General features: G+C 72.9%; 23 protein-coding genes and 1 other RNA gene. 5 read left to right on the forward strand and 19 right to left on the reverse strand.

Annotated elements, in window-relative coordinates; all coding sequences use genetic code 11:
• Window positions 1-7 precede the first annotated feature (7 nt).
• The 5 genes from ACIA6C_RS04585 to ACIA6C_RS04605 all read right to left on the reverse strand — a co-directional run bounded on the left by ACIA6C_RS04585 (window position 8) and on the right by ACIA6C_RS04605 (window position 5860).
• Complete coding sequence (locus ACIA6C_RS04585) at window positions 8-1918, reverse strand: 2Fe-2S iron-sulfur cluster-binding protein (RefSeq protein WP_399272884.1); 1911 nt, start codon at window positions 1916-1918, stop codon at window positions 8-10.
• Complete coding sequence (locus tag ACIA6C_RS04590; RefSeq protein ID WP_399272886.1) at window positions 1915-2853, reverse strand: FAD binding domain-containing protein; 939 nt, start codon at window positions 2851-2853, stop codon at window positions 1915-1917. Before ACIA6C_RS04590 ends, ACIA6C_RS04585 begins: the two co-directional genes overlap by 4 nt.
• A 317-nt stretch (window positions 2854-3170) precedes the next feature.
• Entirely contained in the window at window positions 3171-4796 is a 1626-nt protein-coding gene (locus ACIA6C_RS04595) for a beta-N-acetylhexosaminidase (protein WP_399272888.1), read from the reverse strand.
• A gap of 189 nt (window positions 4797-4985) precedes the next feature.
• Window positions 4986-5270, reverse strand: a complete 285-nt coding sequence (locus ACIA6C_RS04600; RefSeq protein ID WP_007264396.1) for a DUF3039 domain-containing protein — start codon at window positions 5268-5270, stop codon at window positions 4986-4988.
• Between the two features lie 29 nt (window positions 5271-5299).
• A complete protein-coding gene (locus ACIA6C_RS04605) occupies window positions 5300-5860 on the reverse strand; it encodes a YqgE/AlgH family protein (protein WP_361137750.1) in 561 nt (186 codons plus the stop codon).
• Between the two features lie 360 nt (window positions 5861-6220).
• Here ACIA6C_RS04605 and murA point away from each other — a divergent pair, with 360 nt between their 5' ends.
• A complete protein-coding gene (gene murA, locus ACIA6C_RS04610; RefSeq protein WP_190182663.1) occupies window positions 6221-7561 on the forward strand; it encodes a UDP-N-acetylglucosamine 1-carboxyvinyltransferase in 1341 nt (446 codons plus the stop codon).
• A 144-nt stretch (window positions 7562-7705) separates the two neighbouring features.
• Here the strand turns inward: murA and ACIA6C_RS04615 are convergent, their stop codons facing one another.
• The 8 genes from ACIA6C_RS04615 to ACIA6C_RS04650 all read right to left on the reverse strand — a co-directional run bounded on the left by ACIA6C_RS04615 (window position 7706) and on the right by ACIA6C_RS04650 (window position 17930).
• Window positions 7706-7987, reverse strand: coding sequence for an HU family DNA-binding protein (locus tag ACIA6C_RS04615; protein WP_007264399.1), 282 nt, complete (start codon window positions 7985-7987; stop codon window positions 7706-7708).
• Between the two features lie 307 nt (window positions 7988-8294).
• Complete coding sequence (locus tag ACIA6C_RS04620; protein ID WP_361137751.1) at window positions 8295-9719, reverse strand: NAD-dependent malic enzyme; 1425 nt, start codon at window positions 9717-9719, stop codon at window positions 8295-8297.
• 454 nt (window positions 9720-10173) lie between these two features.
• Window positions 10174-12504 (reverse strand): HelD family protein, encoded by a 2331-nt coding sequence (locus ACIA6C_RS04625; RefSeq protein WP_399272891.1) that lies wholly within the window; start codon window positions 12502-12504, stop codon window positions 10174-10176.
• Window positions 12505-12617: 113 nt separating this feature from the next.
• On the reverse strand, window positions 12618-13187 hold the full coding sequence (locus tag ACIA6C_RS04630) for an ABATE domain-containing protein (RefSeq protein WP_366081449.1): 570 nt from the start codon (window positions 13185-13187) through the stop codon (window positions 12618-12620).
• Between the two features lie 142 nt (window positions 13188-13329).
• A complete protein-coding gene (locus tag ACIA6C_RS04635; protein WP_366081452.1) occupies window positions 13330-13872 on the reverse strand; it encodes a GNAT family protein in 543 nt (180 codons plus the stop codon).
• A 346-nt stretch (window positions 13873-14218) separates the two neighbouring features.
• Window positions 14219-15373, reverse strand: a complete 1155-nt coding sequence (locus ACIA6C_RS04640; RefSeq protein ID WP_366082306.1) for a uroporphyrinogen-III synthase — start codon at window positions 15371-15373, stop codon at window positions 14219-14221.
• 121 nt (window positions 15374-15494) lie between these two features.
• Window positions 15495-16868, reverse strand: a complete 1374-nt coding sequence (locus ACIA6C_RS04645) for a nitrate/nitrite transporter (RefSeq protein WP_399272894.1) — start codon at window positions 16866-16868, stop codon at window positions 15495-15497.
• A 96-nt stretch (window positions 16869-16964) separates the two neighbouring features.
• Window positions 16965-17930 carry a LysR family transcriptional regulator gene (locus ACIA6C_RS04650; protein ID WP_399272895.1) on the reverse strand — a complete coding sequence of 322 codons (966 nt, stop codon included), beginning with the start codon at window positions 17928-17930 and terminating at the stop codon, window positions 16965-16967.
• A gap of 84 nt (window positions 17931-18014) precedes the next feature.
• Between ACIA6C_RS04650 and ACIA6C_RS04655 the strand changes: the two genes are divergently transcribed.
• From ACIA6C_RS04655 to ACIA6C_RS04665, 3 genes are all read left to right on the forward strand, one after another.
• Entirely contained in the window at window positions 18015-19262 is a 1248-nt protein-coding gene (locus ACIA6C_RS04655) for an MFS transporter (protein ID WP_399272896.1), read from the forward strand.
• A 64-nt stretch (window positions 19263-19326) separates the two neighbouring features.
• Window positions 19327-19602: a type II toxin-antitoxin system Phd/YefM family antitoxin gene (locus ACIA6C_RS04660; RefSeq protein ID WP_399272898.1), complete on the forward strand. Its 276-nt coding sequence runs from the start codon at window positions 19327-19329 to the stop codon at window positions 19600-19602.
• Window positions 19599-19856, forward strand: a complete 258-nt coding sequence (locus tag ACIA6C_RS04665; RefSeq protein ID WP_399272899.1) for a Txe/YoeB family addiction module toxin — start codon at window positions 19599-19601, stop codon at window positions 19854-19856. Before ACIA6C_RS04660 ends, ACIA6C_RS04665 begins: the two co-directional genes overlap by 4 nt.
• 108 nt (window positions 19857-19964) lie before the next feature.
• On the opposite strand, the gene ssrA is transcribed toward ACIA6C_RS04665, so the two are convergent.
• The 5 genes from ssrA to ftsE form a co-directional block, all read right to left on the reverse strand.
• Window positions 19965-20353, reverse strand: a transfer-messenger RNA (tmRNA) gene (ssrA, locus tag ACIA6C_RS04670).
• A 122-nt stretch (window positions 20354-20475) separates the two neighbouring features.
• A complete protein-coding gene (smpB, locus tag ACIA6C_RS04675; RefSeq protein ID WP_361137760.1) occupies window positions 20476-20961 on the reverse strand; it encodes an SsrA-binding protein SmpB in 486 nt (161 codons plus the stop codon).
• Between the two features lie 18 nt (window positions 20962-20979).
• Entirely contained in the window at window positions 20980-22161 is a 1182-nt protein-coding gene (locus ACIA6C_RS04680) for a S41 family peptidase (RefSeq protein WP_399272901.1), read from the reverse strand.
• 87 nt (window positions 22162-22248) lie between these two features.
• Window positions 22249-23220, reverse strand: coding sequence for a permease-like cell division protein FtsX (gene ftsX, locus ACIA6C_RS04685; RefSeq protein ID WP_361137762.1), 972 nt, complete (start codon window positions 23218-23220; stop codon window positions 22249-22251).
• A gap of 9 nt (window positions 23221-23229) precedes the next feature.
• Complete coding sequence (ftsE, locus tag ACIA6C_RS04690; RefSeq protein WP_190182673.1) at window positions 23230-23919, reverse strand: cell division ATP-binding protein FtsE; 690 nt, start codon at window positions 23917-23919, stop codon at window positions 23230-23232.
• A gap of 232 nt (window positions 23920-24151) precedes the next feature.
• Here ftsE and ACIA6C_RS04695 point away from each other — a divergent pair, with 232 nt between their 5' ends.
• Window positions 24152-24340, forward strand: a complete 189-nt coding sequence (locus ACIA6C_RS04695; RefSeq protein WP_366082299.1) for a hypothetical protein — start codon at window positions 24152-24154, stop codon at window positions 24338-24340.
• Window positions 24341-24504: 164 nt separating this feature from the next.
• Here the strand turns inward: ACIA6C_RS04695 and prfB are convergent, their stop codons facing one another.
• Complete coding sequence (gene prfB, locus ACIA6C_RS04700; protein WP_190182675.1) at window positions 24505-25614, reverse strand: peptide chain release factor 2; 1110 nt, start codon at window positions 25612-25614, stop codon at window positions 24505-24507.
• Between the last annotated feature and the right edge of the window lie 314 nt (window positions 25615-25928).

Genomic DNA, 25928 nt, shown 5'->3' on the forward strand with positions numbered 1-25928 from the left:
TGCCCGCTCACGCCATGCCTCCGTTGTGGTGGATGCCGCCCTCGCCCGGTGCGGCCTGGTGCGGGATGCGCGGTTCGGCGCCGGCCGCGGATCCGTCGGCGGACGGGGCGGCGGACAAGGCGGTGGCCGAGGCGGTGGCCGAACGTTCGGCCACGACCTCGCGGACCGCTTCGATGACGCCCTTGTAGCCGGAGCAGCGGCACAGGTTGCCGCACAGCGCCTGCCGGGTCTCCAGCTCGCTGGGGGCGTGGTTGCCTTCCAGCAGGTCATGGATGGTCATGGCCATGCCGGGCACGCAGAATCCGCACTGCACCGCGCCCGATCTGCACAACGCCTGCTGCACGTCCGAGAGTTCCCCGTCCGTCGCGAGTCCTTCGACGGTGCGCACCTCGCTGGAGGCGGCCGTCGCGGCCGGGACCAGGCAGGACGCGACGAGCCGGCCGTCGACCTGCACCGCGCACGCCCCGCACTCACCCTGCGAGCAGCCGTCCTTGGCGCCGGCCAGCCCGAGGCGCTCGCGCAGCACGTACAGGAGGGATTCGCCGATCCACGCACCGGTGACGGGCCGGTCGGCGCCGTTGACGCGCAGGACGTACGAGGCGAGCGGGTGCTCGTGATGGGGGGCGGGGGCGCCGATGGGCGTTTCGTCGTACGTCGCATCCCCGGCCGGGAAACCCGCGGTGGTGTCCGCGCCCGGCAGTGCCTCGCCGCTGTCGGTGTTCCCCGCACCCGGCGCGAACGGCTCGGCGGCTTCGCCGGCCGTCCCCTGCGCGGCCCCGTCGAACCCGTGCCCGGGCTCCGGCTCGGGCCCGGTCCCGGACCCCGGCACGCCGAACCCGGCCTCCGGCCGCGACCCCGGCCCCGGCTCCACCCGGGTCTCAGCGGCGGTCTCCGGCGCGGCCGGCCCGGCCTCGGCCACCGGCGCGCCGAACCCGTGCCCGCGCCCGTGCAGATCCCCGTCCAGATCCCCGTCCAGGCCCCCGTCCCCGGGCCCCGGCTCCGCGCCCAACGGACGCGGCCGTTCCTCCTCGGCCGGCATCCGCGCGGCACCGTGGGCCGCCTCGATGTCCGGGGCGGCGTACACCGCGGGCTCCGGCTCCGGCTCCGGCTCGTCCGGCTGCGCCGGCACCGGCAGCGGCGTGCCCACGCCGGGCCCGCCCAGCACCCTGGGACCGCGCCCGAAAGCCGCCGAAGCCCCGGGCAGCCCCGAAGTCCCCGCGGCCGCGCCCGCCTCCTGCCCGCCCGGCAGCACGCCGGAGCTCAGGGAGTTGTCGTACGCCGGCGTCGCCCAGGGCGCGGCGGCGCCGCCCGGCAGGGTCGCCGGGGCCTGGCTCCAGTCCGCGGCCGCGGCGCCGGTACCGAACGTCCACTGCCCGGTGGCCTGCGGCTCCTCGGGCTGCGCCGCCTCGGGGAAGCGCCACTCGGCCGTGGCGCCCGGGTCCGTCCCGTGCCCGGAGTCCTGCCCGGGGCCCGCCTCGCCCCGCCCCGTCCCGCCCTGCGCCGCGTCGGCGAACGCCGCCGCCACGGAGGCCGGGAGCGGGATCGACGCGGGGATGGGCCCGCGCGCCGGAGCAGCGGCCTCGGCGGTGGTGGCACCGCCACCGCCGTCGGAGCCGCCCGCCTCGGGCCACGGCACGGGCATCGTCCAGGTGCCGGTGGCCGTGGGATCCGTACTGGCCGAGCCCAGCGGCACGATCATCGGCGGCGGCACGTACCCGTGCCCGGGCGCCGCCAGCGGCTCCCCGCCGTCGAGCGCGTCCAGCATGTCCTGCGGCAGCTTCACGAAGGCCGTGGCCTCGGAGTCGTACTCGCCGCCCTGCGGCACCGGCTCCCAGCCCCAGCCGGCCCCGGTGTGGCCCACGGCGTCCGCGGGGCCCACACCCCCGTTGGTTCCGCTCACGTTCTCGTTCCCACTCATGAGCTCAGCGCCCTCCCCAGGGCCCTCCGTGCCAGTACGGCCACCGTCCGCCGCAGATGCAGTACCCCGGCGGCCACCGGTTCCCCCTGGTCGGGCACGCAGGCGGCGGCGACGTACTCGCCGAACGCCTCCAGCGCCTCGGGGGCCAGGCCGCGTTCGCCGTCCCAGTCGATCAGGGAGGCCACCCACTGCTCGGCCTCCAGCGGCCGCAGCGGCATCGGCGCGACCGCACCGATCGCGCAGCGCACGCCCCGGCGCGCGGGGTCCAGTACGAGCCCCACGGACGCCACCGCGCGCCCCGGGCCCGTACGCCCCGTCGCCTTCAAGAACACCTGCGGCGCGTGCAGCAGCGGCACCCGCACGAAGCCGATCAGTTCGCCGGGCCGCAGCATCTCGCGCCCGGCCAGCAGGTGGGAGACCGGGATCTCGCGCCGGGCCACGCCCGATTCGCCGAGTCCGCCGGGCCCGACGATGACGAGGACCGCCTCCAGGGCCGCGAGCACGGGCAGCGCGTCACCGGTCGGCGCGGCCGAGGCGATGTTCCCGCCGAGGGTGCCGGCGTTGCGGATCTGCGGCGGTCCGGCGGCCCGCGCGGCGGCCGCCAGGGCCGGGATCAGAGCGGCGAAATCCGGCCGCCCCATCCGCGCGTGGGTGAGTCCGGCGCCGAGCAGCGCGTGGCCGTCCTGGTACTGCCAGCCGCGGATCTCGTTGATCCGGCCGAGGCCGACGAGTGCGGCGGGGCGCAGCAGGCCCGCGTTGACGGCGGCCATCAGGTCGGTGCCGCCGGCCACGGGCACGGCGGCGGGCATGGCGGTGAGTGCCGCGACGGCCTCGTCGAGCGAGGCCGGCAGTGTGACGGACTGCACCGCCTGAGGCCCCTGAGGCCCCTGAGATGAATGCGGTGTGTGCAGTGCATGCGGTGCGTGCGTGGTCAACCCAGCTGCCCCTTCCCGATGTCCCGGTCCCGGCGCTCACGCCTGTCCGCCGTACGGTACGTGCTCACCGCCGGGACGTGGCAACTCTGGCACATCTTCCGGGTCTCCCGGCGCGAGGGTCGCCCCTGCGGGACCGGCGCGCCCGCCGCCCTCGCCCTGCCCGCCCAAGTCCCCCGCTTTAGCCGGGTTTCGACCGAATCAGGAAAGAATTCCGACAAACACCTCAAGGTTTCCCAAGGTTTCCGAACAGGTCACAACGATTGCGAATCGCTGCGAACCGCCCCGTCCGGCCCCCCGGCGCCAACCGGTTGCCCGAGTCACACGATCGGGGGCTCCCCCTCGATCGGCCGCCCCAGCACGCCCGGGCGCCGCTGCCGGGGCAACGGGCCGCCGGGCGGCCGGTAGTCGACGCCGAGCGCGTCCAGCCGCGGGTAGTGTCCGGCCATCCGCGCCTCGAAGCCGGGCAGGTCCCGCTCCGCCGGCTCCGGCAGCCGCGACCACACCACCTCGGCGAAGGCGGCCAGCCGGGGGAACACCTGGTAGTCGACGCGGCTCTGGCTTTCCATCACCTCGGTCCACACGTTGGCCTGCGCGCCCAGCACGTGCGCCGCGGCTTCCGGCGACAGGCCGGGCGGAACCGGCTCGAAGCGGTACACGTCCGCCAGGGTCCGTACGTACCCGATCGGGACCGGCTCATCGGGCCCGGCCGCCTGGCGGTGGTCCAAGTACACCTGCTGCTCCGGGCACATCACCACGTCGTGGCCCGCCTCGGCCGCGGCGACGCCGCCCGCGTAACCGCGCCAGGAGGACACGGCCGCGCCGGGCGCGAGACCGCCCTCCAGGATCTCGTCCCACCCGATCAGCCGCCGTCCGCGTCCGGCGAGCCAGCGGTCGAAGTGCCGGACGAACCAGGACTGGAGGCCGTCCTCCCCGTCGAGCCCCAGCTCCCGGATCCGCCGCTGCGCCGCCGGCGAGGCGCGCCACTGCCCCTTGGGGCACTCGTCGCCGCCCACGTGCACGAACGGCGAGACCTCCACCGGGAAGAGCTCCAGCAGCTCCTCGAAAACCCCTTCGTAGAAGCGCAGTACGTGGTCCGAGGGGGCCAGGACGTTCTCGCTGACGCCCCAGTCGTCCCACACGCCCAGCGCGGCCGTGTCCACGACGTCGGTGTTGCCCAGCTCGGGGTACGAGGCGATCGCCGCCTGCGAATGCCCCGGTACGTCGATCTCCGGGACCACCCGCAGGTGCCGCTCCGCCGCGTACGCGACGATCTCGCGGATGTCGTCCCGGGTGTAGTGGCCGCCGTGCGGGGTCTCGTTCCACAGCGGCGAGGCGCGGTGGCCCCACCGGCTGCGCGGCCGCCACGCGCCGACGCGGGTGAGCCGCGGATAGCGCTCGATCTCCACCCGCCAGCCCTGGTCGTCGGTCAGGTGCAGGTGCAGGACGTTCATCTTGTGCGCCGCGAGCAGGTCGATGTAGCGCAGCACGCCGTCCTTGGGCATGAAGTGCCGGGCGACGTCGAGCATCATCCCGCGCCATCCGAACCGGGGGCCGTCCTCCACCGCCCCGTGGGGCAGTTCCCACACCCGCTCCGGCAGCGGTGCCCGCCGGAAGGCGTCGGGGCCGAGGAGTTGACGCAGCGTCTGGGCGGCCCAGAACACCCCGGCCGCCGCCCCGCCCGCCAGCCGCGCCCCGTCCTCGCCGATCGTGAGCCGGTACTCCTCGCCGGCCAGGCCCGGGTCCAGCTCCAGCCGTACGGCGCCCCGTGCGCCCGGCGCCGGGTCCGGGAAGGCGAACCCGGTGGCGGCCCCCAGCTCCCGGCGCAGCCAGCGCGCCACCCCCTCGGTCCCGGGCCCGGCGGCCAGCGCCGTCGCGGGACCGAGCGCCAGGCGCGGCCCCTGCTCGCGGAACTCGGCGCGACGGGGTGCGGGGATCAGGTCCATGGTCGGCCCTTCGCGACAGCCGGTCGCGCTGCGCGCAACACCCGGTCCGCGCAGCGCCGGTCGAGCCGACCCTACGGGTACGGCGCAGGCCCCCGGAAGCGCCGTGGCGCACCCGGGGGCCTGCGTCCGCGCCCGCCCGGGACCCGCCGCGCGCGCACGGCGCGGTGGGGTCCCGCGGTGGCGGGGGGGCTACTTGTCCTTGCCGCCCTTGTCCTTGTCGCCGCCGGCGCCCATGGATTCGTAGATCTCCTTGCACATGGGGCAGACCGGGTACTTCTTCGGGTCACGACCCGGGACCCAGACCTTGCCGCACAGCGCGACGACGGGGGTGCCGTCGAGCGCGCTCGCCATGATCTTGTCCTTCTGGACGTAGTGGGCGAAGCGCTCGTGGTCGCCGTCGCCGTGGGACACCTGCGGCGTCGGCTCTACGAGGGTCCCCGTACCAGTCCCGCGCTCGGGCTCAAGAGTGCTCATGAAATCCAGGGTACCGACCCTCGCGCGGGTCAGTTGAGCGACGGGTCGTCCGGATAGGTGGCGACCATCGCGAGGTCGCTGCGCTGGCGCCGCAGCACCGCGCGCCAGAGCCGTTCGGGGTCCGGGGAGGACACGTCGCCGGGCTCGGAGTCCACCACGTACCAGGCGCCCTCGCCCAGCTCGTTCTCCAGCTGGCCGGGCCCCCATCCGGAGTAGCCGGCGAAGATCCGCAGCGAGCCCAGGGCGGCCGCCAGCAGCTCCGGCGGCGCCTCCAGGTCGACGAGCCCGATCGCCCCGTGCACCCGGCGCCACCCCAGCGGCCCTTCCTCGCCCGGGATGACCGCGATCCCGAGGGCCGAGTCCAGCCCCACCGGGCCGCCCTGGAAGACCACCCCGGGGTCGCCGGCCAGCGGCGCCCAGGGCAGCAGGACGTCGACGACGCCCACCGGGGTGGGCCGGTTGAGGACGACGCCGAGCGAGCCCTGCTCGTCGTGGTCGAGCAGCAGCACCACCGCGCGGTCGAAGTTCGGGTCCGCGAGGGCGGGGGTGGCCACGAGCAGCCGCCCTGTGAGGGAGGACACCTCGGTCATGCGGACATGATCCCGCATATCGGCACCCGAAGGGGAGCCGGGGCGGGCATCCGGTCGCGGCGGGATCGGCACGGCACTTCGGAAAGTTCCCCGAACGGTCCACGAGGTGGCCCCGGACGGCCCCGGACGGCCCTGGACCCGCCCCGGACCCGCCCCGAACGGCCGCGAACGGTCCGGAACGCGACACTCCGCAACAGCGTGCGCACGGTGGGTGCCAAGCGGGTGGCTGTGCCTAATTGATGACAGTCCTACGGCCGCGTCGGCCTTACGAACAAGGGGGTGGTGCCCCTTACCCTTTTCACTGGCCCCTGCCCACACTCCCCCGATCACCGGGGAGTACCTCTTCGGAACGCGAGATCCATGACCGGCACTGACGATGTCCTGCTTGTCCACGGCGGTACCCCGCTCGAGGGCGAGATCCGTGTCCGCGGCGCGAAGAACCTCGTGCCGAAGGCCATGGTGGCCGCTCTGCTCGGCAGCGCGCCCAGCCGGCTGCGCAACGTGCCCGACATCCGCGACGTCCGCGTCGTCCGCGGCCTGCTCCAGCTGCACGGCGTCACCGTGCGCCCCGGCGAGGAGCCGGGCGAGCTGATCCTCGACCCCACGTACGTCGAGGCCGCCAACGTCGCCGACATCGACGCGCACGCGGGTTCCTCCCGGATCCCGATCCTGTTCTGCGGCCCGCTGCTGCACCGCCTCGGCCACGCCTTCATCCCCGGTCTCGGCGGATGCGACATCGGCGGCCGTCCCATCGACTTCCACTTCGACGTGCTCCGCCAGTTCGGCGCGACCATCGAGAAGCGCGAGGGCGGCCAGTACCTGGAGGCGCCGCAGCGCCTGCGCGGCTGCAAGATCCGGCTGCCGTACCCCTCGGTCGGTTCGACCGAACAGGTGCTCCTGACGGCCGTCCTGGCCGAAGGCGTCACCGAGCTCAGCAACGCCGCCGTCGAACCGGAGATCGAAGACCTCATCTGCGTCCTGCAGAAGATGGGCGCGATCATCTCCCTCGACACCGACCGGACCATCCGGATCACCGGTGTGGACGAGCTCACCGGCTACAACCACAAGGCGCTGCCGGACCGCCTGGAAGCCGCCTCCTGGGCTTCCGCGGCGCTGGCCACCGGCGGCAACATCTACGTCCGCGGCGCGCAGCAGCGCTCGATGATGACCTTCCTGAACACCTTCCGGCGGGTCGGCGGCGCGTTCGAGATCGACGACGAGGGCATCCGCTTCTGGCACCCCGGCGGTCCGCTCAAGGCCATCGCGCTGGAGACGGACGTGCACCCCGGCTTCCAGACCGACTGGCAGCAGCCGCTGGTCGTCGCGCTGACGCAGGCCTCCGGCCTGTCCATCGTGCACGAGACGGTGTACGAGTCGCGGCTCGGTTTCACCTCGGCGCTCAACCAGATGGGTGCGCACATCCAGCTGTACCGGGAGTGCCTGGGCGGCTCGGCGTGCCGTTTCGGGCAGCGCAACTTCCTGCACTCGGCGGTCGTGTCGGGCCCCACCAAGCTGCAGGGCGCCGATCTGGTCATCCCCGACCTGCGCGGCGGGTTCTCGTACCTGATCGCGGCGCTGGCGGCCGAGGGCACCTCCCGGGTGCACGGCATCGACCTCATCAACCGCGGCTACGAGAACTTCATGGAGAAGCTCGTCGAGCTGGGCGCCAAGGTCGAACTGCCGAACGGCGACCTCGTCTAGTCCCCGCGTTCACCGCCCGGGGCCCGCACAGGGCCCCGGGAAGGCCGAAGGGCGGCCACCCCCGTACGGGGGTGGCCGCCCTTGGCGGTTGTGCGTACCACTGCCGTCCCGAGGGCCTGTGCGGCCCTCGGCACAAGGGCGGTACTACTTGCCCTTGGCGGCTTCCTTGAGCTTGGAGCCCGCGGAGACCTTCACGCTGTAGCCGGCCGGGATCTGGATGGGGTCGCCGGTCTGCGGGTTGCGCGCGGTGCGAGCGGCACGGTGGGTGCGCTCGAAGGTCAGGAAGCCGGGGATGGTGACCTTCTCGTCGCCCTTGGCGACGATCTCGCCGACGGTCTCGGCGAGCGCGGCCAGAACGGCGTCGGCGTCCTTGCGGGTCACCTCGGCGCGCTCGGACAGAGCGGCCACCAGCTCACTGCGGTTCATGTTGTACTCCCGTGTTCAACTTGCCTTAGAGGCGTGAGATCGAAGCCGATGCTGCCAGGGCCCTCGGACAGTCCCCGGACCCGGGTCTGAACGTCAGACCCTCTCGCCCGGTTACGCATCCTGCCCCCACCAGCGGCGGGAAAGCCAATCCGGCACCCGCCAGGGTCACACGAAAAGCGCCACAGTCACGCCGCGGTGACGCTCCGTCCGCACCTGTCGTTCCGGTGGATGCGGACCGCGGGCCCCGCGGGCATCCCCGCAACCCTAGAGGCGCCCGGCCGGGCCCGCATCCCGCGACGCGCCGGGATCAGGCGGAGGTGGGTGCCGTCACAGAGGCCGAGGCGGCCTTGCGGACGGCTCCGGCGACCGCGCCCGCGACCTTGTCGTTGAACACCGACGGGATGATGTAGTTCGCGTTGAGCTCGTCCTCGCCGACGACGTCGGCCAGCGCGGTGGCGGCGGCCAGCATCATGCCCGTGTCCACCGTGCGCGACTGGGCGTCCAGCAGACCGCGGAAGACGCCCGGGAAGACCAGCACGTTGTTGATCTGGTTGGGGAAGTCCGAGCGGCCGGTGGCCACGACGGCGGCGGTCTGACGGGCGATCGCCGGGTCGACCTCCGGGTCCGGGTTCGCGAGCGCGAACACGATCGCACCCTCGGCCATGGCCGCCACGTCGTCGCCGTTGAGGACGTTGGGGGCGGAGACGCCGATGAAGACGTCGGCGCCGACCACGGCCTCCTTGAGGGTGCCCGTGTAGCCCTCGGGGTTGGTGTTGTCGGCGATCCAGCGCAGCGGGGAGTCGGCGGCGGCGTCGACCAGGTCGGGGCGGCCGGCGTGCACGACACCGTTGATGTCGGCGCTGACGGCGTTCTTCACCCCGGCCGCGAGAAGCAGCTTGAGGATGGCGGTGCCGGCCGCGCCGGCGCCCGACATGACCACCTTGACGTCGCCAACTGCCTTGCCCACCACGCGAAGTGCGTTGGTCAGGGCGGCGAGCACGACGATCGCGGTGCCGTGCTGGTCGTCGTGGAAGACGGGGATGTCGAGGGCCTCGCGCAGCCGGGCCTCGATCTCGAAGCAGCGCGGCGCGGAGATGTCCTCCAGGTTGATGCCGGCGAAGCCGGGCGCGATGGCCTTCACGGCGGCGACGATCTCGTCGCTGTCCTGGGTGTCGAGGCAGATCGGCCAGGCGTCGATGCCGGCGAAGCGCTTGAAGAGGGCCGCCTTGCCCTCCATGACGGGCAGCGCGGCCATCGGGCCGATGTTGCCGAGACCCAGTACGGCGGAGCCGTCCGTCACGACTGCGACGGAGTTGCGCTTGATGGTCAGGCGGCGCGCGTCCTCGGGGTTCTCGGCGATGGCCGTGCAGACGCGGGCGACACCGGGGGTGTAGATCATCGAGAGGTCGTCGCGGTTGCGGATGGGGTGCTTGGACGACATCTCGATCTTGCCGCCGAGGTGCATCAGGAAGGTCCGGTCGGAGACCTTGCCGAGGCTGACGCCCTCGATGCCGCGCAGCTTCTCGACGATCTCGTCCGCGTGCGCGGTGGAGGTCGCGGCGATGGTGACGTCGATACGGAGCTTCTCGTGGCCGGACGCGGTGACGTCGAGGCCGGTGACGGATCCTCCGGACGACTCCACGGCGGTGGTGAGCTGGGAGACCGCGGTTCCGCTCGCGGGCACTTCCAAGCGGACCGTCATCGAGTACGAGACGCTGGGCGCCGTTGCCATGGCCGTGTTCCTCTTCTGTTCCCTGGTTTTCCTGTACACAGGGCCCGCAGCACGGCAGGTGCGGCAGGACCTGTTGTCCGATCGTCCCACCTACCAGCCGGTAAAAGGTAACCAGCTACAAATTTCGGAAGAACTCTTCCACCATACGAGATTGGGGGTCGGCGCGGTAGCCCGGCCCCTACGCACGGCCCCCGCGCACGCGCAAGGGGCCTGCACGCACAAACAGGTCTGCCCCTCCGCGCGGGGCGGAGGGGCAGACCTGTTCTTCACGCTGAAACACCGACCCGCCATGCTCGCCTCGCGGCAAGTGGTCGCTCTAGGCGACGAAGGTTGGGCCCGGGGGCTTGGATCGAGCCGGTGTCGTACCCAGGCTAACAAAGGATCGCCGAAAGCGATCCCCCTCCCGGCAGTTGTCCCCGCCACCACACCCCTGGCCGCGGGCCATCCGGCCCAGTCAGCCGGCCTCCGCGGCCAGCAGCGAGGGCACGCCCGAGGCGTCGGGCTCGTCCCGGGGGGTGGAGACCACCGTCAGCTGCTGCGTCGCGCGCGTCAGCGCCACGTACAGCACGCGCAGCCCCGCCGGCGACTCGTCGGCGATCTCCGCCGGGGAGACGACCACCGTGGCGTCGTACTCCAGCCCCTTCGCCTCCAGGCTGCCGAGCGCCACCGCCCGCTCGCCGAGGTCCGCCAGCCACCCGGCGGCCTCCGCGCGCCGGTCCATGGCCACGACCACGCCGACCGTGCCGTCCACCTGCTCCAGCAGCCGCCGGGTCTCCTCCCGTACCGCCCGTCCCAGGTCGCCCCCGGCGGCCGTGAAGCGGGGCTCCAGACCCGTCGAGCGGACCGCCCGCGGCGGTTCCATGCCCGGCATCGCCCGGCGCAGCACCCGGGAGGCGACCTCCGCGACCTCCGCCGGGTTGCGGTAGTTCACGGTCAGCGTGAACCGGCGGCGCGGCCGGCTCCCCAGCGCCTCGTCACGCGCGGCGGCCGCCTCCTGCGGATCCGTCCAGGAGGACTGCGCCGGGTCGCCCACGACCGTCCACGTCCCGTGGCGGCCCCGGCGGCCCACCATCCGCCACTGCATCGGCGTCAGGTCCTGCGCCTCGTCCACGATGACGTGCGCGTACTCGGTGCGCTCCGCCGCGATCCGCTCGGCCCGCTCCCACTGGGTCTCCTCGCGGGTGGGCATCAGCTCCTCCAGCCCGCTGAGCTGGTCCAGCGGATCGAACTCCCGCTTGCGGCGGGGCCGCGCGGGCGCGCCCAGCAGCTGCTGGAGCTCGTCCAGCAGCGCCACATCGTGCACCGACAGCGGCCCCTTGCCGTCCGGGCCGGTCCGGCGCAGGGACCGGGCCAGCTGGCGGACCTCGCGCTGGTTCAGGTCCCGGCGCGACCAGCGCCCGAGCCTGCGCTCGTCTGCCATCGCGGCCAGCACCCCGCGCGGGGTCAGCTCCGGCCACCAGGCGTTCAGGAACTCGATGAAGGCGTCCTCGGTGGAGATGTCCTCGTCGAACGCGGAGCGCAGCTCGGCGGCCAGCTCCGGGTCGCTGTGCCGCCCGTTGGCGCCCGACTTCGCGTACAGGGCGTCCAGCAGCAGCTTGCGGGCCCGCGGACGCAGCAGGTTCACCGGCGCGGTGCCGCCGAGCACGTTCTGCCGGATGCGGTTCAGTTCGTCGGCCTCCAGCTCCTGGCGCCGCCCGAAGGCGACGACGCGCAGCCGGTCGGGGGCCCCGCCCCCACCGGCACCGCCGAGCTCCAGGGCCCCCCGTACGGCCTTGCGGAGCACCTTGAGCATCCGGGAGGAGCCCTTGATGCGGGCCACGGCCGGCTCGTCGTACGTGGTCGCCTCGGCCCCGTCGACGAGCGAGCCCAGCGCCCGGATGGCGACCTGCCCCTCCTCTCCGAGGGAGGGCAGCACGCCCTCGGTGTACGCGACGAGCAGCGGGGTCGGCGAGACGATGAGGATGCCGCCGGAGTAGCGCCGCCGGTCCTGGTAGAGGAGGTAGGCGGCGCGGTGCAGGGCCACCGCCGTCTTCCCGGTGCCGGGGCCGCCCGCGACTTCCGCGACGGACGCGGCGGGGGCACGGATCACCAGGTCCTGTTCGGCCTGGATGGAGGAGACGATGTCCCGCATGGAGTGCGTGCGGGCCCGCCCGAGCGCGGCCATCAGGGCGCCGTCGCCGATCACGGGCAGTTCCCGCCCGTCGAGGAAGGCGGTCACCTCGGGGCGCATCAGGTCGTCCTCGACGCCGAGCACCTTGCGGCCCTTGGAGCGGATCACGCGGCGGCGTACGACGCGGCCGGGATCCTTCGGCGTGGACCGGTAGAACGGCGCGGCCGCCGGGGCCCGCCAGTCGATGACCAGCGGCGCGTAGTCGGAGTCGAGCACGCCGATGCGCCCGATGTGCAGGGTCTCGGCGATGTCGGCGGTGAGATCGTCCCGGATCGCGTCGTCGGCGGGCTCCACCGAGGTGTACGCCCCGTCCGGGCCGCGTTCGCCGTCCTTGCCGAGGACCAGGTCGACCCGGCCGAACAGGAAGTCCTCGAACTCGTTGTTCAGCCGGTTGAGGTGGATCCCGGCGCGGAAGACCTGCGCGTCGCGCTCGGCGAGCGCGCCGGGCGTGCCGACCTGCCCGCGCTTGGCGGCGTCGTTCATCAGGAACTCGGCCTCGTGGATCTTCTCCTCAAGGCGTCGGTACACCCGGTCGAGATGCGTCTGCTCGACCGCGATCTCCCGATCGCGGACGGAATCCGCCGTGCTGTCGACAGCGGCATTCTGCGCGGCCACCAAGGCCCCCTTCTGACGTGCATGGGCGACCGTCAACCGTACGCGAAGCGGGGCCGGGTCCGCACGCCCGTTCCGGGACCGCGGGCCGATCGCCGCGTCCGGCGGGTCCCGCGCTACGCCGATCCGGCCGCCAGGACCCGCCGGCGGTGGCGGGCGACGCGTTCGCGGTTGCCGCACAGCTCGCTGGAGCACCAGCGGCGCCGACGGCCGCGCGAGGTGTCGAGGTAGACGCGGGCGCAGCCCTCGCCCTCGCAGACGCGCAGCAGCGCCCGGTCGCCGGGGTCGGTGAGCAGCTCGACGGCGTCCCGGGCGACGGCGGCGAGCAGCCCGGCGCACTCCACGCCGCCGCACAACTCCCGTACGAGTCGACCTTCTTGGTCCCGCACCGCACACAGCCCCGGGGGTGGACCGGCGGCCGCCGCGTTGACCCGGGCCAGGGCCTCCTCGTCGGGCGCGGCCCCGTACAGCTCGGCCCGTACGAGGCTCCCCACATCGGCCCGCAGCTGCCGGAACGCCCCGACCCAGTCCGGCCCGACCCGCCCCAGCGGCGTCCGGTCGGGCACCAGCCCGGCCCCGACCAGCCACAGCCGCAGCTCGTCGCCGTCCCGGATGCCTTCGGCGTCCCGCCGGGGGGCGGAGGTGGCCAGCAGGTCCAGACAGACCCGCCCGGAGTCGAACCACATACCGGTCACCGCCTCGGTTGCCGTGGGCCGCCACCCCAGAGTGCCCGTCAGCTGCGCCGGAGGCTAGGCCCTGTCGTCGAAGTTCCTCCCCCGACCACCGCCGGGAGTCCCCGGGCTCGCGACGCCGCCTCGGCGGCAGGAGCTAGAGGGCGGGCGGCGGATCGTCGTGCAGCAGCCGCTGGAACATGCGGTGGTCGCGCCAGGCGCCGTTGATGTGCAGGTAGCGCGGCGCGAGGCCGAACTGCTCGAAGCCCGCTTTGGCGAGGACCCGTTGGGAGGCCAGGTTGTCGACGAGGGTGCCCGCCTCGACCCGGTGCAGCCCGACCTCGTCGCGGGCGATCCGGCAGACCTCCACCAGGGCGGCGGTGGCCAGCCCCTTCCCGGCCCGCTCCCGGTCGACCCAGTAGCCCACGCCGCCGCTGCGGAAGGGGCCGAGCTCGATGCGGCCGAGGTTGACGGCGCCGACGGGCGTGTCGCCCTCGACGAGTACGAACGGCACCAGCCGCCCGGCGTCCCGGTCGGCCAGCAGCGCCTCGATCCGCTCCCGCTGCCCGGCCTCGGTGTAGAACCCCTCGGGCCGCCGCGGCTCGAACGGCGCCATGTAGGCCCGGTTCCGTGCCAACGCGTCGGCCAGCCCTGCGGCGTCGTCGACGGTGACGCCCCTCATCTCCACCCCGTTGATCATCACCGCGGCACGCTAACCCACGCCCGCGACCCGGATCCACCCCTTTGCGCCCCCGCCCGCGGCCCGTAGAACCACCCGCCTACGTCGGCAGCCCAGCCCCGCCGGGGCCTGAGGCGCGGGGCCGGGCAACCCAGCCCCGCCGGCGCCCGGGGCACGCGGTCGACAACCCAGCCCCGCCGGCGCCCGGGGCACGCGGTCGACAACCCAGCCCCGCCGGCGCCCGGGGCACGCGGTCGACAACCCAGCCCCGCCGGCGTTTGAGGCGCGGGGTCCGGGGCGGAGCCCCGGGAAGCCCGGCGCAGCCGGGAGCCCCCCAGGCCCGCGGGGCGCTACCGCAGACGGCCCCTCACCCCGCCGGAGGCACCCGGCCCGGGTCCAGCGACAGCCGGTACCCCCGCTTCACCACCGTCTGGATCAGCCTCGGCGCCCCCAGCGCCGCCCTCAGCCGCGCCATCGCCGTCTCCACGGCATGCTCGTCCCGCCCCGCCCCCGGCAGCACCCGCAGCAGGTCCCCCCGCGCCACCACCCACCCCGGGCGCCGCGCGAGCGCCGCGAGCAGCGCCATCCCGGCCGGCGGCACCGGCCGCAGTTCCTCGTCGACGAGCACCCCGTGGCCCCGGATCTCCAGCCGGTGCCCCGCCACCGGCAGCACCCTGGCCCGCCGCGGCAGCTCCTGGCACAGCACCTGCACCAGCGGCCCGATCCGGAACCGCTCCGGCTGCACCGTCGCCACGCCCTCCGCCTGGAGCGGCAGCGCCGTCACCGGCCCCACGCACGCCGACAGGACGTCCCCGCGCAGCGCCTCCAGGACCGCCTCCCGCATCCCGCGCCCGCCGGCCCGGGACAGCAGCGAGGCCGCAGCCGGGGCCGAGGTGAAGGTGACGGCGTCGACCCCGCCGGTGGCGACCGCGTCCAGGAGCCGGTCCAGCGGGCCCGGGTCCTCCGGCGGCATCCACCGGTACACCGGTACGACCACCACCTCCGCCCCGGCCGCCCGCAGCGTCTCCACGAACCCCGGCAGCGGCTCCCCGTGCAGCTGGAGCGCGATGCGCCGGCCGGCGACCCCTCCCGCGAGCAGCCGGTCCAGCACTTCCGCGAGGGACTCCGAGCCCGGCGACCAGGCCTCCACCAGCCCGGCGGCCCGTACGGCGCCCTTGACCTTCGGCCCGCGCGCCAGCAACTCGGTGCTGCGCAGCCGGTCGAGGAGTTGCTCGCCGATCCCCCAGCCGTCGGCGGCCTCGATCCAGCCGCGGAACCCGATCGCGGTGGTGGCGACGACCACGTCCGGAGTGCTCCGGATCAAGTCCTCGGTCGCGGCCATCAGTTCACCGTCGTCGGCCAGCGGCACGATCCGCAGGGCCGGCGCGTGGAGCACGGTCGCCCCGCGCCGGCGCAGCAGGGCGATCAGCTCGTCGGCGCGGCGGGCGGCGGTGACCCCGACCGTGAACCCGGAGAGGGGGCCGGCGGCCGTCTCCGCGGGGTGGTCCGTAGCGTCGTCCATAGTGGTGTCCTGCCTTGCCAAAGGGTCGTCACGTGTCCCGCTGTCCCGCTCAACGGACCCGAGCCTGCCAAAGCGCCGTGACGGACTCGGTTCATCCGTATTTCGCCGCCGTTAACCGCCGTTACACCGAGGTGAGCTGCCGCTTCGCCGTCGCCCCGGCCGCCCTGGGCGCCCCGGCCCCGGGCCGGCGAAGGTATACCGTCCACGTCACGGCGCAGCACACGGCGTAGAAGCCGAGGAAGGTGACGAACGCGGCGGTGCCCGATCCGGAGTCCGTGAACGCCTCGCGGAACACCAGGTTGATGGCGAGCCCGCCGAGCGCCCCCACCGCCCCGATCAGGCCCATGGACGCCCCCGAAAGCCGGCGCCCCCAGGCCGCGGCGTCCTCGCCCGTCATCCCGGCGGCCAGTGCCTTGGCCTGGAAGATCCCCGGGATCATCTTGTACGTGGAGCCGTTGCCGACGCCGCTCAGCGCGAACAGGGCCACGAACCCGACGAGGAACACCGGCAGCGACTCGCGGACCGAGGCGAGTACGACCACCCCCGTCGCCGCCGCCATCGCCACGAACGTCGCCAGGGTGATCCGGGCCCCGCCCAGCCGGTCGGCGAGCGCCCCGCCCACCGGGCGGGCCAGCGAGCCGAGCAGCGGCCCGATGAAGGTGAGGGAGGCGGCCTGCAGCGGGGTCCGGCCGAACTGGGTCTGCAGGACCAGCCCGAAGGCGAAGCTGTAGCCGATGAAGGAGCCGAAGGTGCCGACGTAGAGGAACGCCATGATCCAGGTGTGCGCGTCGCGGGCCGCGTCCCGTACGGCGCCCACGTCGCGGCGCACCGGCGCCAGGTTGTCCATGCGCAGGAAGGCCAGCGCCGCTGCCGCGACGATCAGCGGGACGTACGCGGCGAGCAGCAGCCGCGGGTGCCCGGCCCCGGCGGTGCCGATCACCAGCAGCGCGACGAGCTGTACCACCGGTACGCCGATGTTCCCGCCGCCCGCGTTCAGCCCGAGCGCCCAGCCCTTCTTGCGGAGCGGGAAGAAGGCGTTGATGTTGGTCATGGACGAGGCGAAGTTCCCGCCGCCCACGCCCGTCAGCGCGGCGACGGCGACGAACACCCCGTACGGCGTGCCGGGTTCCATCACCACGAGCGCGGCGACGGTCGGGGCGAGGAGCAGGGCCGCGCTGACGACCGTCCAGTTGCGGCCGCCGAAGCGGGCGACGGCGAAGGTGTACGGGATGCGCACGAGGGCGCCGACGGCGGTGGCGGTCGCGATGAGGAAGAACTTGCCCGCGGGGTCGATCCCGTACCCGGGGCCCATGAAGAGCACCATCACGGACCAGAGCGACCAGATGGAGAACCCGATGTGCTCGGAGAACACGGAGTACAGCAGGTTCCGTTTCGCGGTCCTCTCCCCGGTCTCCTTCCAGAACGTCTCATCCTCGGGGTCCCACCGCTCGATCCAGCGGCCCCTTTCGCGCGGTGCGGTACCACCGGTGCTCATCACACGCCTCCACAGCTGTCGCGTCCGTGGGAAGACCGTAGGAACGGCGCGTTTCCGCTCCGGTCCCCGGCTGATGACCGCCGGGCTACCTTGCTCTCACCCGCCGTCGGGGGCGTCTGTGAGCGCGGCCGGGCGCCAGGCGCCCGGGGGGACGTCGAGCCATCCGCGGTCCGCGGCGCCGGCGGCCGCGGCCTCGTGCAGGGCGTCGAGGCCGGGGTGGCTGAACCCCCTGCGCCACACCATCGACAGCGGCGACAGCGGCACCGGGTCCACCAGCGGCCGTTTCGCGCAGCCCGGCATGTCGGGGAAGTCGACGGTGACCAGTACCGGGTTGCGGGTCTTGGCCATGACCCGGCGGAACTCGTCCTTGCCGACGGCCACGGGCGCGGGCGGCGCCGGCGCGATGCCCCACCCGGCGAAGAGCTCGCGCGCGAGCCGTGTCCACTCCAGGGTCCGCGGGTTCCCGGCCCCGGCGTACACGGTCTCCCCGGCCAGCGCCGCCAGCGGAACCTCGGCGCGCCCGGCCAGCGCGTGCCCCTCGGGCAGCAGCACGGCGAGCGGCTCGTACCGTACGGGCCGGTGCACGAGGCGGGCGCACAGGGCGGGGTCCAGGCCGTCGGCGTACCCGAAGGACACGTCCAGGCGTCCGGCGGCGATCTCGGCGGCGGCGTGCGTGAGCCCGCTCTCGAAGCGGGCCATCAGTTCGACGGCGGGGGCGAGTTCGCGGGCGCGTTCCAGCACGGTGCGGGCGGTGCTCGGGCCGTCGGTGTTCAGGTCGACGAGCAGCGCCCGGGGGCCGGCGAAGGCGGCGGCCAGTTCCTCGTGCGCGGCGAGGACCTTGCGGGCCGGCGCCAGCAGCCGCTCCCCGTCGGCGGTCAGTTCCACGGCCCGCGTGGTGCGCAGGAACAGGGTGGTTCCGAGGAGCCGTTCGAGCCGCCGTACGTCCCTGCTCAGCGCTTGCTGCGCGACGTACAGGCGGGCCGCGGCGCGGGTGAAGTGCCGGTCTTCGGCGACGGCGAGGAACCCGCGCAGCAGCCGGGGTTCCACATCACGGGCGATCACCCCGGGAGACTAACAACACAGGGCGGTGAATGGCCCCGGAACAGGTGTTGGACCGCGCCGCGCGTCCGGCCGGAGGCTTTCCCCATGCCGTACGCCACTGCTTCCACCCGGATGACCGTCTCCGGCTCCACCCTTGTCCACGTCGCCCCGCCGCGCCCCCCGCAGCGCTCGGCCCGCGTCCCCGGCCCGTACCGGCGGCTGTTCGCGCTGCCCGGCGCGCGGGCCTTCACCGCCGGGAACCTCCTCGCCCGGCTCCCCATGGGGATGTTCGGGATCAGCGCGGTGATGATGATCGCCGGGCAGCGCGGTTCGTACGCGCTGGCCGGCGCCGTCACCGCGACCGGACTCGCGGCCACCGCCCTGGTCGCGCCCTGGACGGCCCGGCTGATCGACCGCCACGGTCAGGCCCGGATCGCCGTCCCGGCCACGCTGATCGCGGTCCTCGGCTCGCTCGCGCTGGTCCTGAGCGTCCGTACGCACGCGCCGGCCTGGACCCTGTTCGCCTCGTACGCGGCGACCGCCACCACTCCGAACACCGGCGGAATGTCCCGCGCCCGCTGGACGCACCTGCTGCGCGACTCCCCCGACGCGCAGCACACGGCGATGAGCTTCGAACAGGCCGCCGACGAGCTGTGCTACATGCTGGGCCCGGTCGTGGCGGCCTTCCTCTGCTCGGCCGTCTTCCCGGAGGCCGGCACCCTCACCGCGGGCGCCCTGCTCCTCACCGGCATGCTGCTCTTCGCCTCGCAGCGCTCCACCGAGCCCCCGGTGTCCGCCCTGCGCCCGCGCGGCTCGGCGCTGCGCGCGGTGGCGCCGCTGCTGCCGCTGTTCCTCGCCCTCGGCGTGATGTTCGGCGCGATGGAGGTCACCTCCATCGCCCACCTCGACGCCCTGGGCCTCGGCGCCGCCTCCGGACCGGTCCTGGCCCTCCAGGCCCTGGGCTCCTGCGCCGCCGGCCTGCTCTACGGTGCGCTGCGCCCGCGCGGCCTGACCACCTGCCTCGTGGCGCTGGCCGCGGCGATGGCCCTCCCCTGGGCGGCGGCGTCGGCGGGCTCCCTGCCGCTGCTGGCCGCGGCGCTGCTGCTGGCGGGCGTCGCCACCGCCCCGACGATGGTCACGGCGATGTCCCGCGTGCACCGTGTGACCCCGAAGGGCCGCCTCAACGAGGGCATGACCCTCGCGGTCACCGCGATCCTGACCGGCATCGCCCTCGGCTCGGCGACGGCCGGCCCCCTGATCGACCACCTCGGCCCCCCGGCCGCGTACGCACTGCCCCCGGCGGCCGCGCTCCTGGCCCTCCTCATCACAGCCCGCGGTCGGCGGACCCCGTAGTCGTACTGCTTTCCGGTACGTAAGCGGTACCATGTTCCTGTACGAACTACCTGGAGTGTGGACCATGTCGATAAGCGCCAGCGAAGCACGCGCGAGCCTCTTCCCCCTCATCGAACGCGTGAACACCGATCACGACCCGGTGCGCATCACCTCTCGTCACGGGGATGCCGTCCTCATGTCTGCCGACGACTACGACTCCTGGCAGGAGACCGTTTACCTGCTGCGCTCGCCGGCCAACGCCCAGAGCCTGATGGAAGCCGTCGCACGCGACCGGGCAGCGGCCCCCGTCGTCGCCAAAACGATGGACGAGTTGCGGGAGCTGGCCGGGGGCGAGGAGTGAGGAGCGTCCACTTCGACGCCGCCGCCTGGGAGGACTTTCTCTTCTGGCTGGCCGCCGACCGGAAGATGGCCCGCCGGATCACCCGCCTCGTCGGGGAGATCCAGCGTGACCCGTTCACCGGCATCGGCAAACCCGAGCCTTTGAAGGGCGACCTGTCGGGCTACTGGTCCCGCCGGATCGACGACGAACACCGCCTGGTGTACCGCGCCGACGAGAAGGAAGTGAAGATCCTCAAGGCCCGCTACCACTACTGACGCCGCGCGGAGCGAAGGGTCCGACACCGGGCAGTGCCACCGGCCCCGGGCCGGGCATGACGAAGGCCCCGCAGTCTCACGACTGCGGGGCCTTCGCCCACATGGGATGAGTGGAGATGGCGGGAATCGAACCCGCGTCCAACGGTGCAGAAGCAGGGCTTCTCCGAGCGCAGTCCGCTGCGCTTTTCTCGGCCCCGGAGATCACACGGACAAGTCTCCGACGGGCTCAGTCACTGTTTGGTTTCCCTCAGGCCCCCGTGACCGGGGCTAGAGGTTTAGATCCCTTATTGACGCCAGGATCCGGACCGGGACCACTTCCGGGCTGACGCTCCTCACAGAGGCTTCAGCTCACTGTTATTAGGCAGCGAGGGTGAAGCGGGAGTTATCGCTCTTGGTGTTGGCGATTATTTTTTGCGACATAGGGTTTACGAGATCATTGCCGCTTCCTCGGCTCGCTTCCCCTGCATCGACATCCGCTGTCGAAACCGATCATCCCCATGTTTTTTTGACAAACCGCGCCACCCGGGGGCGGTGCGGTGCTACGCACATGGTACGCGAAGTGGACCACGGGATGCCAGGCGATTAACCGCGTGCCCCCGCCGCAGCCGCACCGCGCCGGCTACACCGTGCCGCGCTGCTTGCGGCGGATCGCCGAGATCGCGCGGTTGGTCTCGCGGGTGTCCTGCTTCTCGCGCAGCGTCTGGCGCTTGTCGTACTCCTTCTTGCCCTTCGCCAGCGCGATCTCGATCTTCGCCCGGCCGTCCTTGAAGTAGAGCGTCAGCGGCACGATCGTGTGGCCCGACTCGTCGGCCTTGCGCTCCAGCTTGTCGATCTCCTCCCGGTGCATCAGCAGCTTGCGCTTGCGCCGGGCGCTGTGGTTGGTCCACGTCCCCTGGCTGTACTCCGGCACGTGCACGTTGTACAGCCAGGCCTCGTTGCCCTCCACCGACACGAAACCGTCCACGAGGGAGGCCCGGCCCTGGCGCAGGGACTTGACCTCGGTGCCGGTGAGTACGAGACCGCACTCGTAGGTGTCGAGGATCGTGTAGTCGTGCCGCGCCTTCTTGTTCTGGGCGATCAGCTTCCGCCCTTTTTCCTTAGCCATAGTGCGGTCATTTTCGCACTACGGACCCACCCCGAGGCCACCCAATACCCCGAGGGCCCGGTCTTCGGCGCCGTCACCGGCCGTCAGGTCGGGCGTGATGCCGCTCCCGTCGATGCTGCGGCCCTCCGGAGTGCGGTACGTGCCCACCGTCAGCTCCGCCACCGAGCCGTCCGGCAGCCGCGTCGGCATCTGCACCGCGCCCTTGCCGAAGGTGCGGGTGCCGACGGTCACCGCGCGGCGGCGGTCCTGGAGGGCGCCGGTGACCAGCTCGGCCGCGCTCATCGTGCCCCCGTCCACCAGCGCCACCAGCGGCCGCGCGGTGTCGCCGCCCGGCTCGGCGTACAGGGCGCGCTCGGAGCCGCGTACGCCGTACGTCGCCACGAGCCCCCCGTCCAGGAAGGCGGAGGCGGCCGTCACGGCCTCGGTGACCAGCCCGCCCGGGTTGCCGCGCAGGTCCAGCAGTACGCCCGCGCCGGGCGGGGCCGCGCGGACGGCGGCGCGGACCCGGTCTCCCGAGCCCCGGGTGAAGGAGGCGACCTTGATGACGGTGGTGCCGTCCGCGAGCTGCCGTACGGTCACCGGGTCGGCGCTCAGCCGTTCGCGGCGGACCGTCTCGGTGAGGTCGGCGCCGTCCCGGTTCAGGCCCAGTACGACGGGGGTCCCGGCCTCCCCGCGCAGCATGGCCACCACTTCGGTGACGGACAGCCCCGTCACCCGCCGGCCGTCCACGCTCAGCAGCCGGTCCCCGGCGCGCAGTCCGGCCCGTGCGGCGGGGCTGTCGGGCTGGACCCGGTCGACTTCGATCCGGCCGTCGCGGCGGCCCGCGGCCCACACCCCGACCCCGGTCCAGTGGCCGTCGAGGTCCTCGGCGAAGGCGGCGTACTCGTCGGGGTCGTAGACGGCCGCCCAGCGGTCGCCGCTGCGGCTGACCTCCTCCTCGGCGGCCCTCTTGCCCGACTTCCCCTCCGCGACGGCCTCGGCGACGGCCCGGGCCACGGCGTCCCGGTCGGAGGTGGCCGCCTCCCGGGGGGCCTCTGTCGCACCGGCCTGCGCACGGGCGGGCGGTAACTGCGCGGTGGCGTCCGCGCCCCAGCAGCCGGAGCCTGCGGCCGCGGTGACGGACACGATGAAGAGCAACGTCAAAGCGGCCCCGCGACGCAGGTCGCGGGGCCGGAGACAGTGGGCGGGGGGACCCGGCATGGCGCCGAGTCTAGGACAAGGCCCCCGCGGACACGGCGCGTTGGGCGTACGTCACACGGGGCGCTCGTCACACCCCCCGGGGGGCCGTCAGACCTTGAGGTACTTGCGCAACGCGACGAAGGCCGCCAGCGAGGGCATCAGCAGGCCGACGACCAGCACCAGCGGCAGCTTGGTGAGGACGGAGTCCCAGCCGATGAAGTTGATCAGTTCCAGCTTGTGGCGCAGGTCCACGCCGTGGTCGATCACGAAGTACTGCCCGGCGCCGAGCATCACGCAGGCGAGCCCCGCGCCGATCAGGCCGGCGACGGCCGCCTCCATGATGAAGGGCACCTGGATGTAGAAACCGGAGGCGCCGACCAGACGCATGATCCCGGTCTCCCGCCGACGGCTGAACGCCGAGACGCGCACCGTGTTGACGATCAGCAGCAGCGCCACGATCAGCATGATCATCATGATGCCGAGCGCCGCCCAGTTGAGCGTGCCCAGGAGGCTGAACAGGTTGTCGACCTCGGAGCTCTGGTCGGCCACCGACTGCACGCCGTCGCGGCCAGCGAAGGCCGAGGTGATGACCTTGTACTGCTCCGGGTTCTTGAGCTTGACCCGGAAGGAGTCCGGCATCTGGTCCGGGGTGACGACCGAGGCCAGCGCGGTCTGGCCGTACCGCTCCTTGTAGTGCTTGTAGGCCTCGTCGGAGGACTCGTACGTGACGCTCTGCACGAGGTCCATCTTCTTGAGGTCGGCCTCGATCTGCTGCTTCTGCTCCGGGGTCACCGCCCCCTTGGCGCAGGGCCCCTTGGCGACGGCCCCGGCGTCCCCCTTGGCGGCGGCGTCGGTCGCGGCGTCGGCGGCGTCCTTCGCGTCGCTCTTGTTGCAGAGGTAGACGGTGACGTTGACCTTGTCGTACCAGTACCCCTTCATCGCGCTGACCTGGTCGCGCATGAGCAGGGAGCCACCGAACAGGGCCAGCGACAGGGCCACGGAAATGATGACCGCGAAGGTCATGGTGAGATTGCGACGGAGACCGACGCCGATCTCCGACATGACGAACTGGGCGCGCATGGCGTCCTTTCAGTGCTGGTAGCCGTAGACGCCGCGCGACTGGTCGCGCACGAGACGGCCCTGTTCGAGTTCGATGACGCGCTTGCGCATCTGGTCCACGATCTGCTGGTCGTGCGTCGCCATGATCACCGTGGTGCCGGTCCGGTTGATGCGGTCCAGCAGCTTCATGATGCCGACGGAGGTCTGCGGGTCGAGGTTGCCGGTCGGCTCGTCCGCGATCAGCAGGGCCGGGCGGTTGACGAAGGCGCGGGCGATGGCCACGCGCTGCTGCTCACCGCCGGACAGCTCACCGGGCATCCGGCCCTCCTTGCCGCCCAGGCCCACCAGCTCCAGGACCTGCGGGACGGCCTTGCGGATCTCGCCGCGCGGTTTGCCGATGACTTCCTGCGCGAAGGCGACGTTCTCGGCCACCGTCTTGTTGGGCAGCAGCCGGAAGTCCTGGAACACGGTCCCCAGCTGGCGCCGCATGTGCGGGACCTTCCAGTTGGAGAGCTTGGCGAGGTCCTTGCCCAGGACGTGGACCTGGCCGTGGCTGGCCCGCTCCTCGCGCAGCACGAGGCGCAGGAACGTGGACTTGCCGGAGCCGGAGGAGCCGACGAGGAAGACGAACTCGCCCTTCGCGATCTCCAGCGAGACATCTCTGAGTGCGGGGCGGCTCTGCTTCGGGTAGGACTTGGAGACGCTGTCGAATCGGATCACGGGTGCACCACGGTCGCCGGGAGTAGGTGTGCGTGACCATACGCGAACGGGCGCGCGGTGTGGGCCCGGCATCCGGAGTTGCCCGATATGTCCCCGGGTCGTGGGGGAGCCGGGGAGTGATTGCCCGGACGGGCCGCGCCGAATGTCGCCGGAGCTGGCACAGTGGTAGGGGGAACGGACTCGTTCCCCGCGCCGTTGTACCAGTCGTACCAGGGGACGAGAGGAGGAGCGCATGACATATGACCGGCTCGTGTGCGCGAACTGCGCCGCACCCGTGAGCCAGGGCCGCTGCCCTGTGTGCCGGGCGAACCGGGAGCGCCTCCAGCAGGAGAGCCCCTTCGCAGGCCTGAATCCGATGACGCTCATCGCGCTGCTGGTGGTGCTGGTCGCCGCCCTCGCGATGGTGGCCAAGGCCGCGTAGCCGCGCAGTCCTCCGCCGCGTCCCGATCCCCTACGTGAGCGAATGCGCCGGCCGAGCGCGTCACCGACCGTGACCGCTCTTGACCGCTCGTGACCGACCGCGCACAAGCAAAAGGAAGGGCCCGGACACCTCGGGGTGTCCGGGCCCTTCGCACGTCCGGATGGTTACGCGGTCTGCTCCTGCTGCTTGCGCCAGCGGATCCCGGCCTCCAGGAAGCCGTCGATCTCGCCGTCGAGCACCGCCTGCGGGTTGCCGACCTCGAACTCCGTCCGCAGGTCCTTGACCATCTGGTACGGGTGCAGGACGTAGGACCGCATCTGGTTGCCCCAGGAGCTGCCGCCGTCCTTGAGGGCGTCCATCTTGGCCTGCTCCTCCTGGCGGCGCCGCTCCAGCAGCTTGGCCTGGAGCACGTTCATCGCGCTGGCCTTGTTCTGGATCTGCGAGCGCTCGTTCTGGCAGGAGACCACGATGCCGGTGGGCAGGTGCGTGATGCGCACCGCCGAGTCCGTCGTGTTGACGCCCTGGCCGCCGGGGCCGGAGGCGCGGTACACGTCGATGCGCAGCTCGCCCTCGTCGATCTCGACGTGGTCGCTGGACTCGACGACCGGCAGCACCTCGACGCCCGCGAAGGAGGTCTGGCGCCGGCCCTGGTTGTCGAAGGGCGAGATCCGCACGAGGCGGTGGGTGCCCTGTTCGACGGAGAGGGTGCCGTAGGCGTACGGGGCCTTGACCACGAAGGTGGTCGACTTGATGCCGGCCTCTTCCGCGTACGAGGTCTCGTACACCTCGGTGGGGTAGCCGTGCCGCTCGGCCCACCGCAGGTACATGCGCTGGAGGCGCTCGGCGAAGTCGGAGGCGTCGACGCCGCCGGCCTCGGCGCGGATGTTGACCAGGGCCTCGCGCTCGGCGTACTCGCCGGAGAGCAGGGTCCGGACCTCCATCTCGTCCAGCGCCTTGCGCACGGAGACCAGCTCGGCCTCCGCCTCCGCGAGGGTGTCCGCGTCGTCCATCTCCTGGGCGAGCTCGAAGAGCACCGAGAGGTCGTCGATGCGCCCGCGCAGGGTCTCGGTCTTGCGGACCTCGGCCTGGAGGTGGGACAGCTTGCTCGTGATCTTCTGGGCGGCCTCCGGGTCGTCCCACAGGGACGGCGCGGCTGCCTGCTCCTCGAGCACGGCGATATCTGCCCTCAGCTTGTCGAGGTCCAGGACGGCCTCGATCGACCCCATGGTCGAGGAGAGGGACTTCAGCTCTTCGGAAACATCGACGACTGCCACGGGTCCAGCGTAGCCGGTCCTCCGGCGGCACTCTCCGGCCAGGCCGGATCGGCCCGTACAGATCAAGGCGGGTACGGGCGTACGCTCACCGTATGACCGTTCTCCTCGTGAAGCGCCGCCATGTGGATCACATGCGTGTCACCACCACGAGCTGTCTGCCGCCGGACCTCGCACGAGCCTGATCAACACCGATCCGACTTCGGTCCTGTACGCGGCTACCCGGCCCCCGGCGCCACCCCTGCCGACGGCCTTCCCCACCCGCTGCCCCGCCATCTCCGGGAACAGGACCCCGTGACATCCGAAACGGAGCCGTC

This window comes from Streptomyces sp. NPDC051578 (assembly GCF_044454045.1).
In the GTDB taxonomy this organism is placed as follows: Bacteria; Actinomycetota; Actinomycetes; order Streptomycetales; family Streptomycetaceae; genus Streptomyces.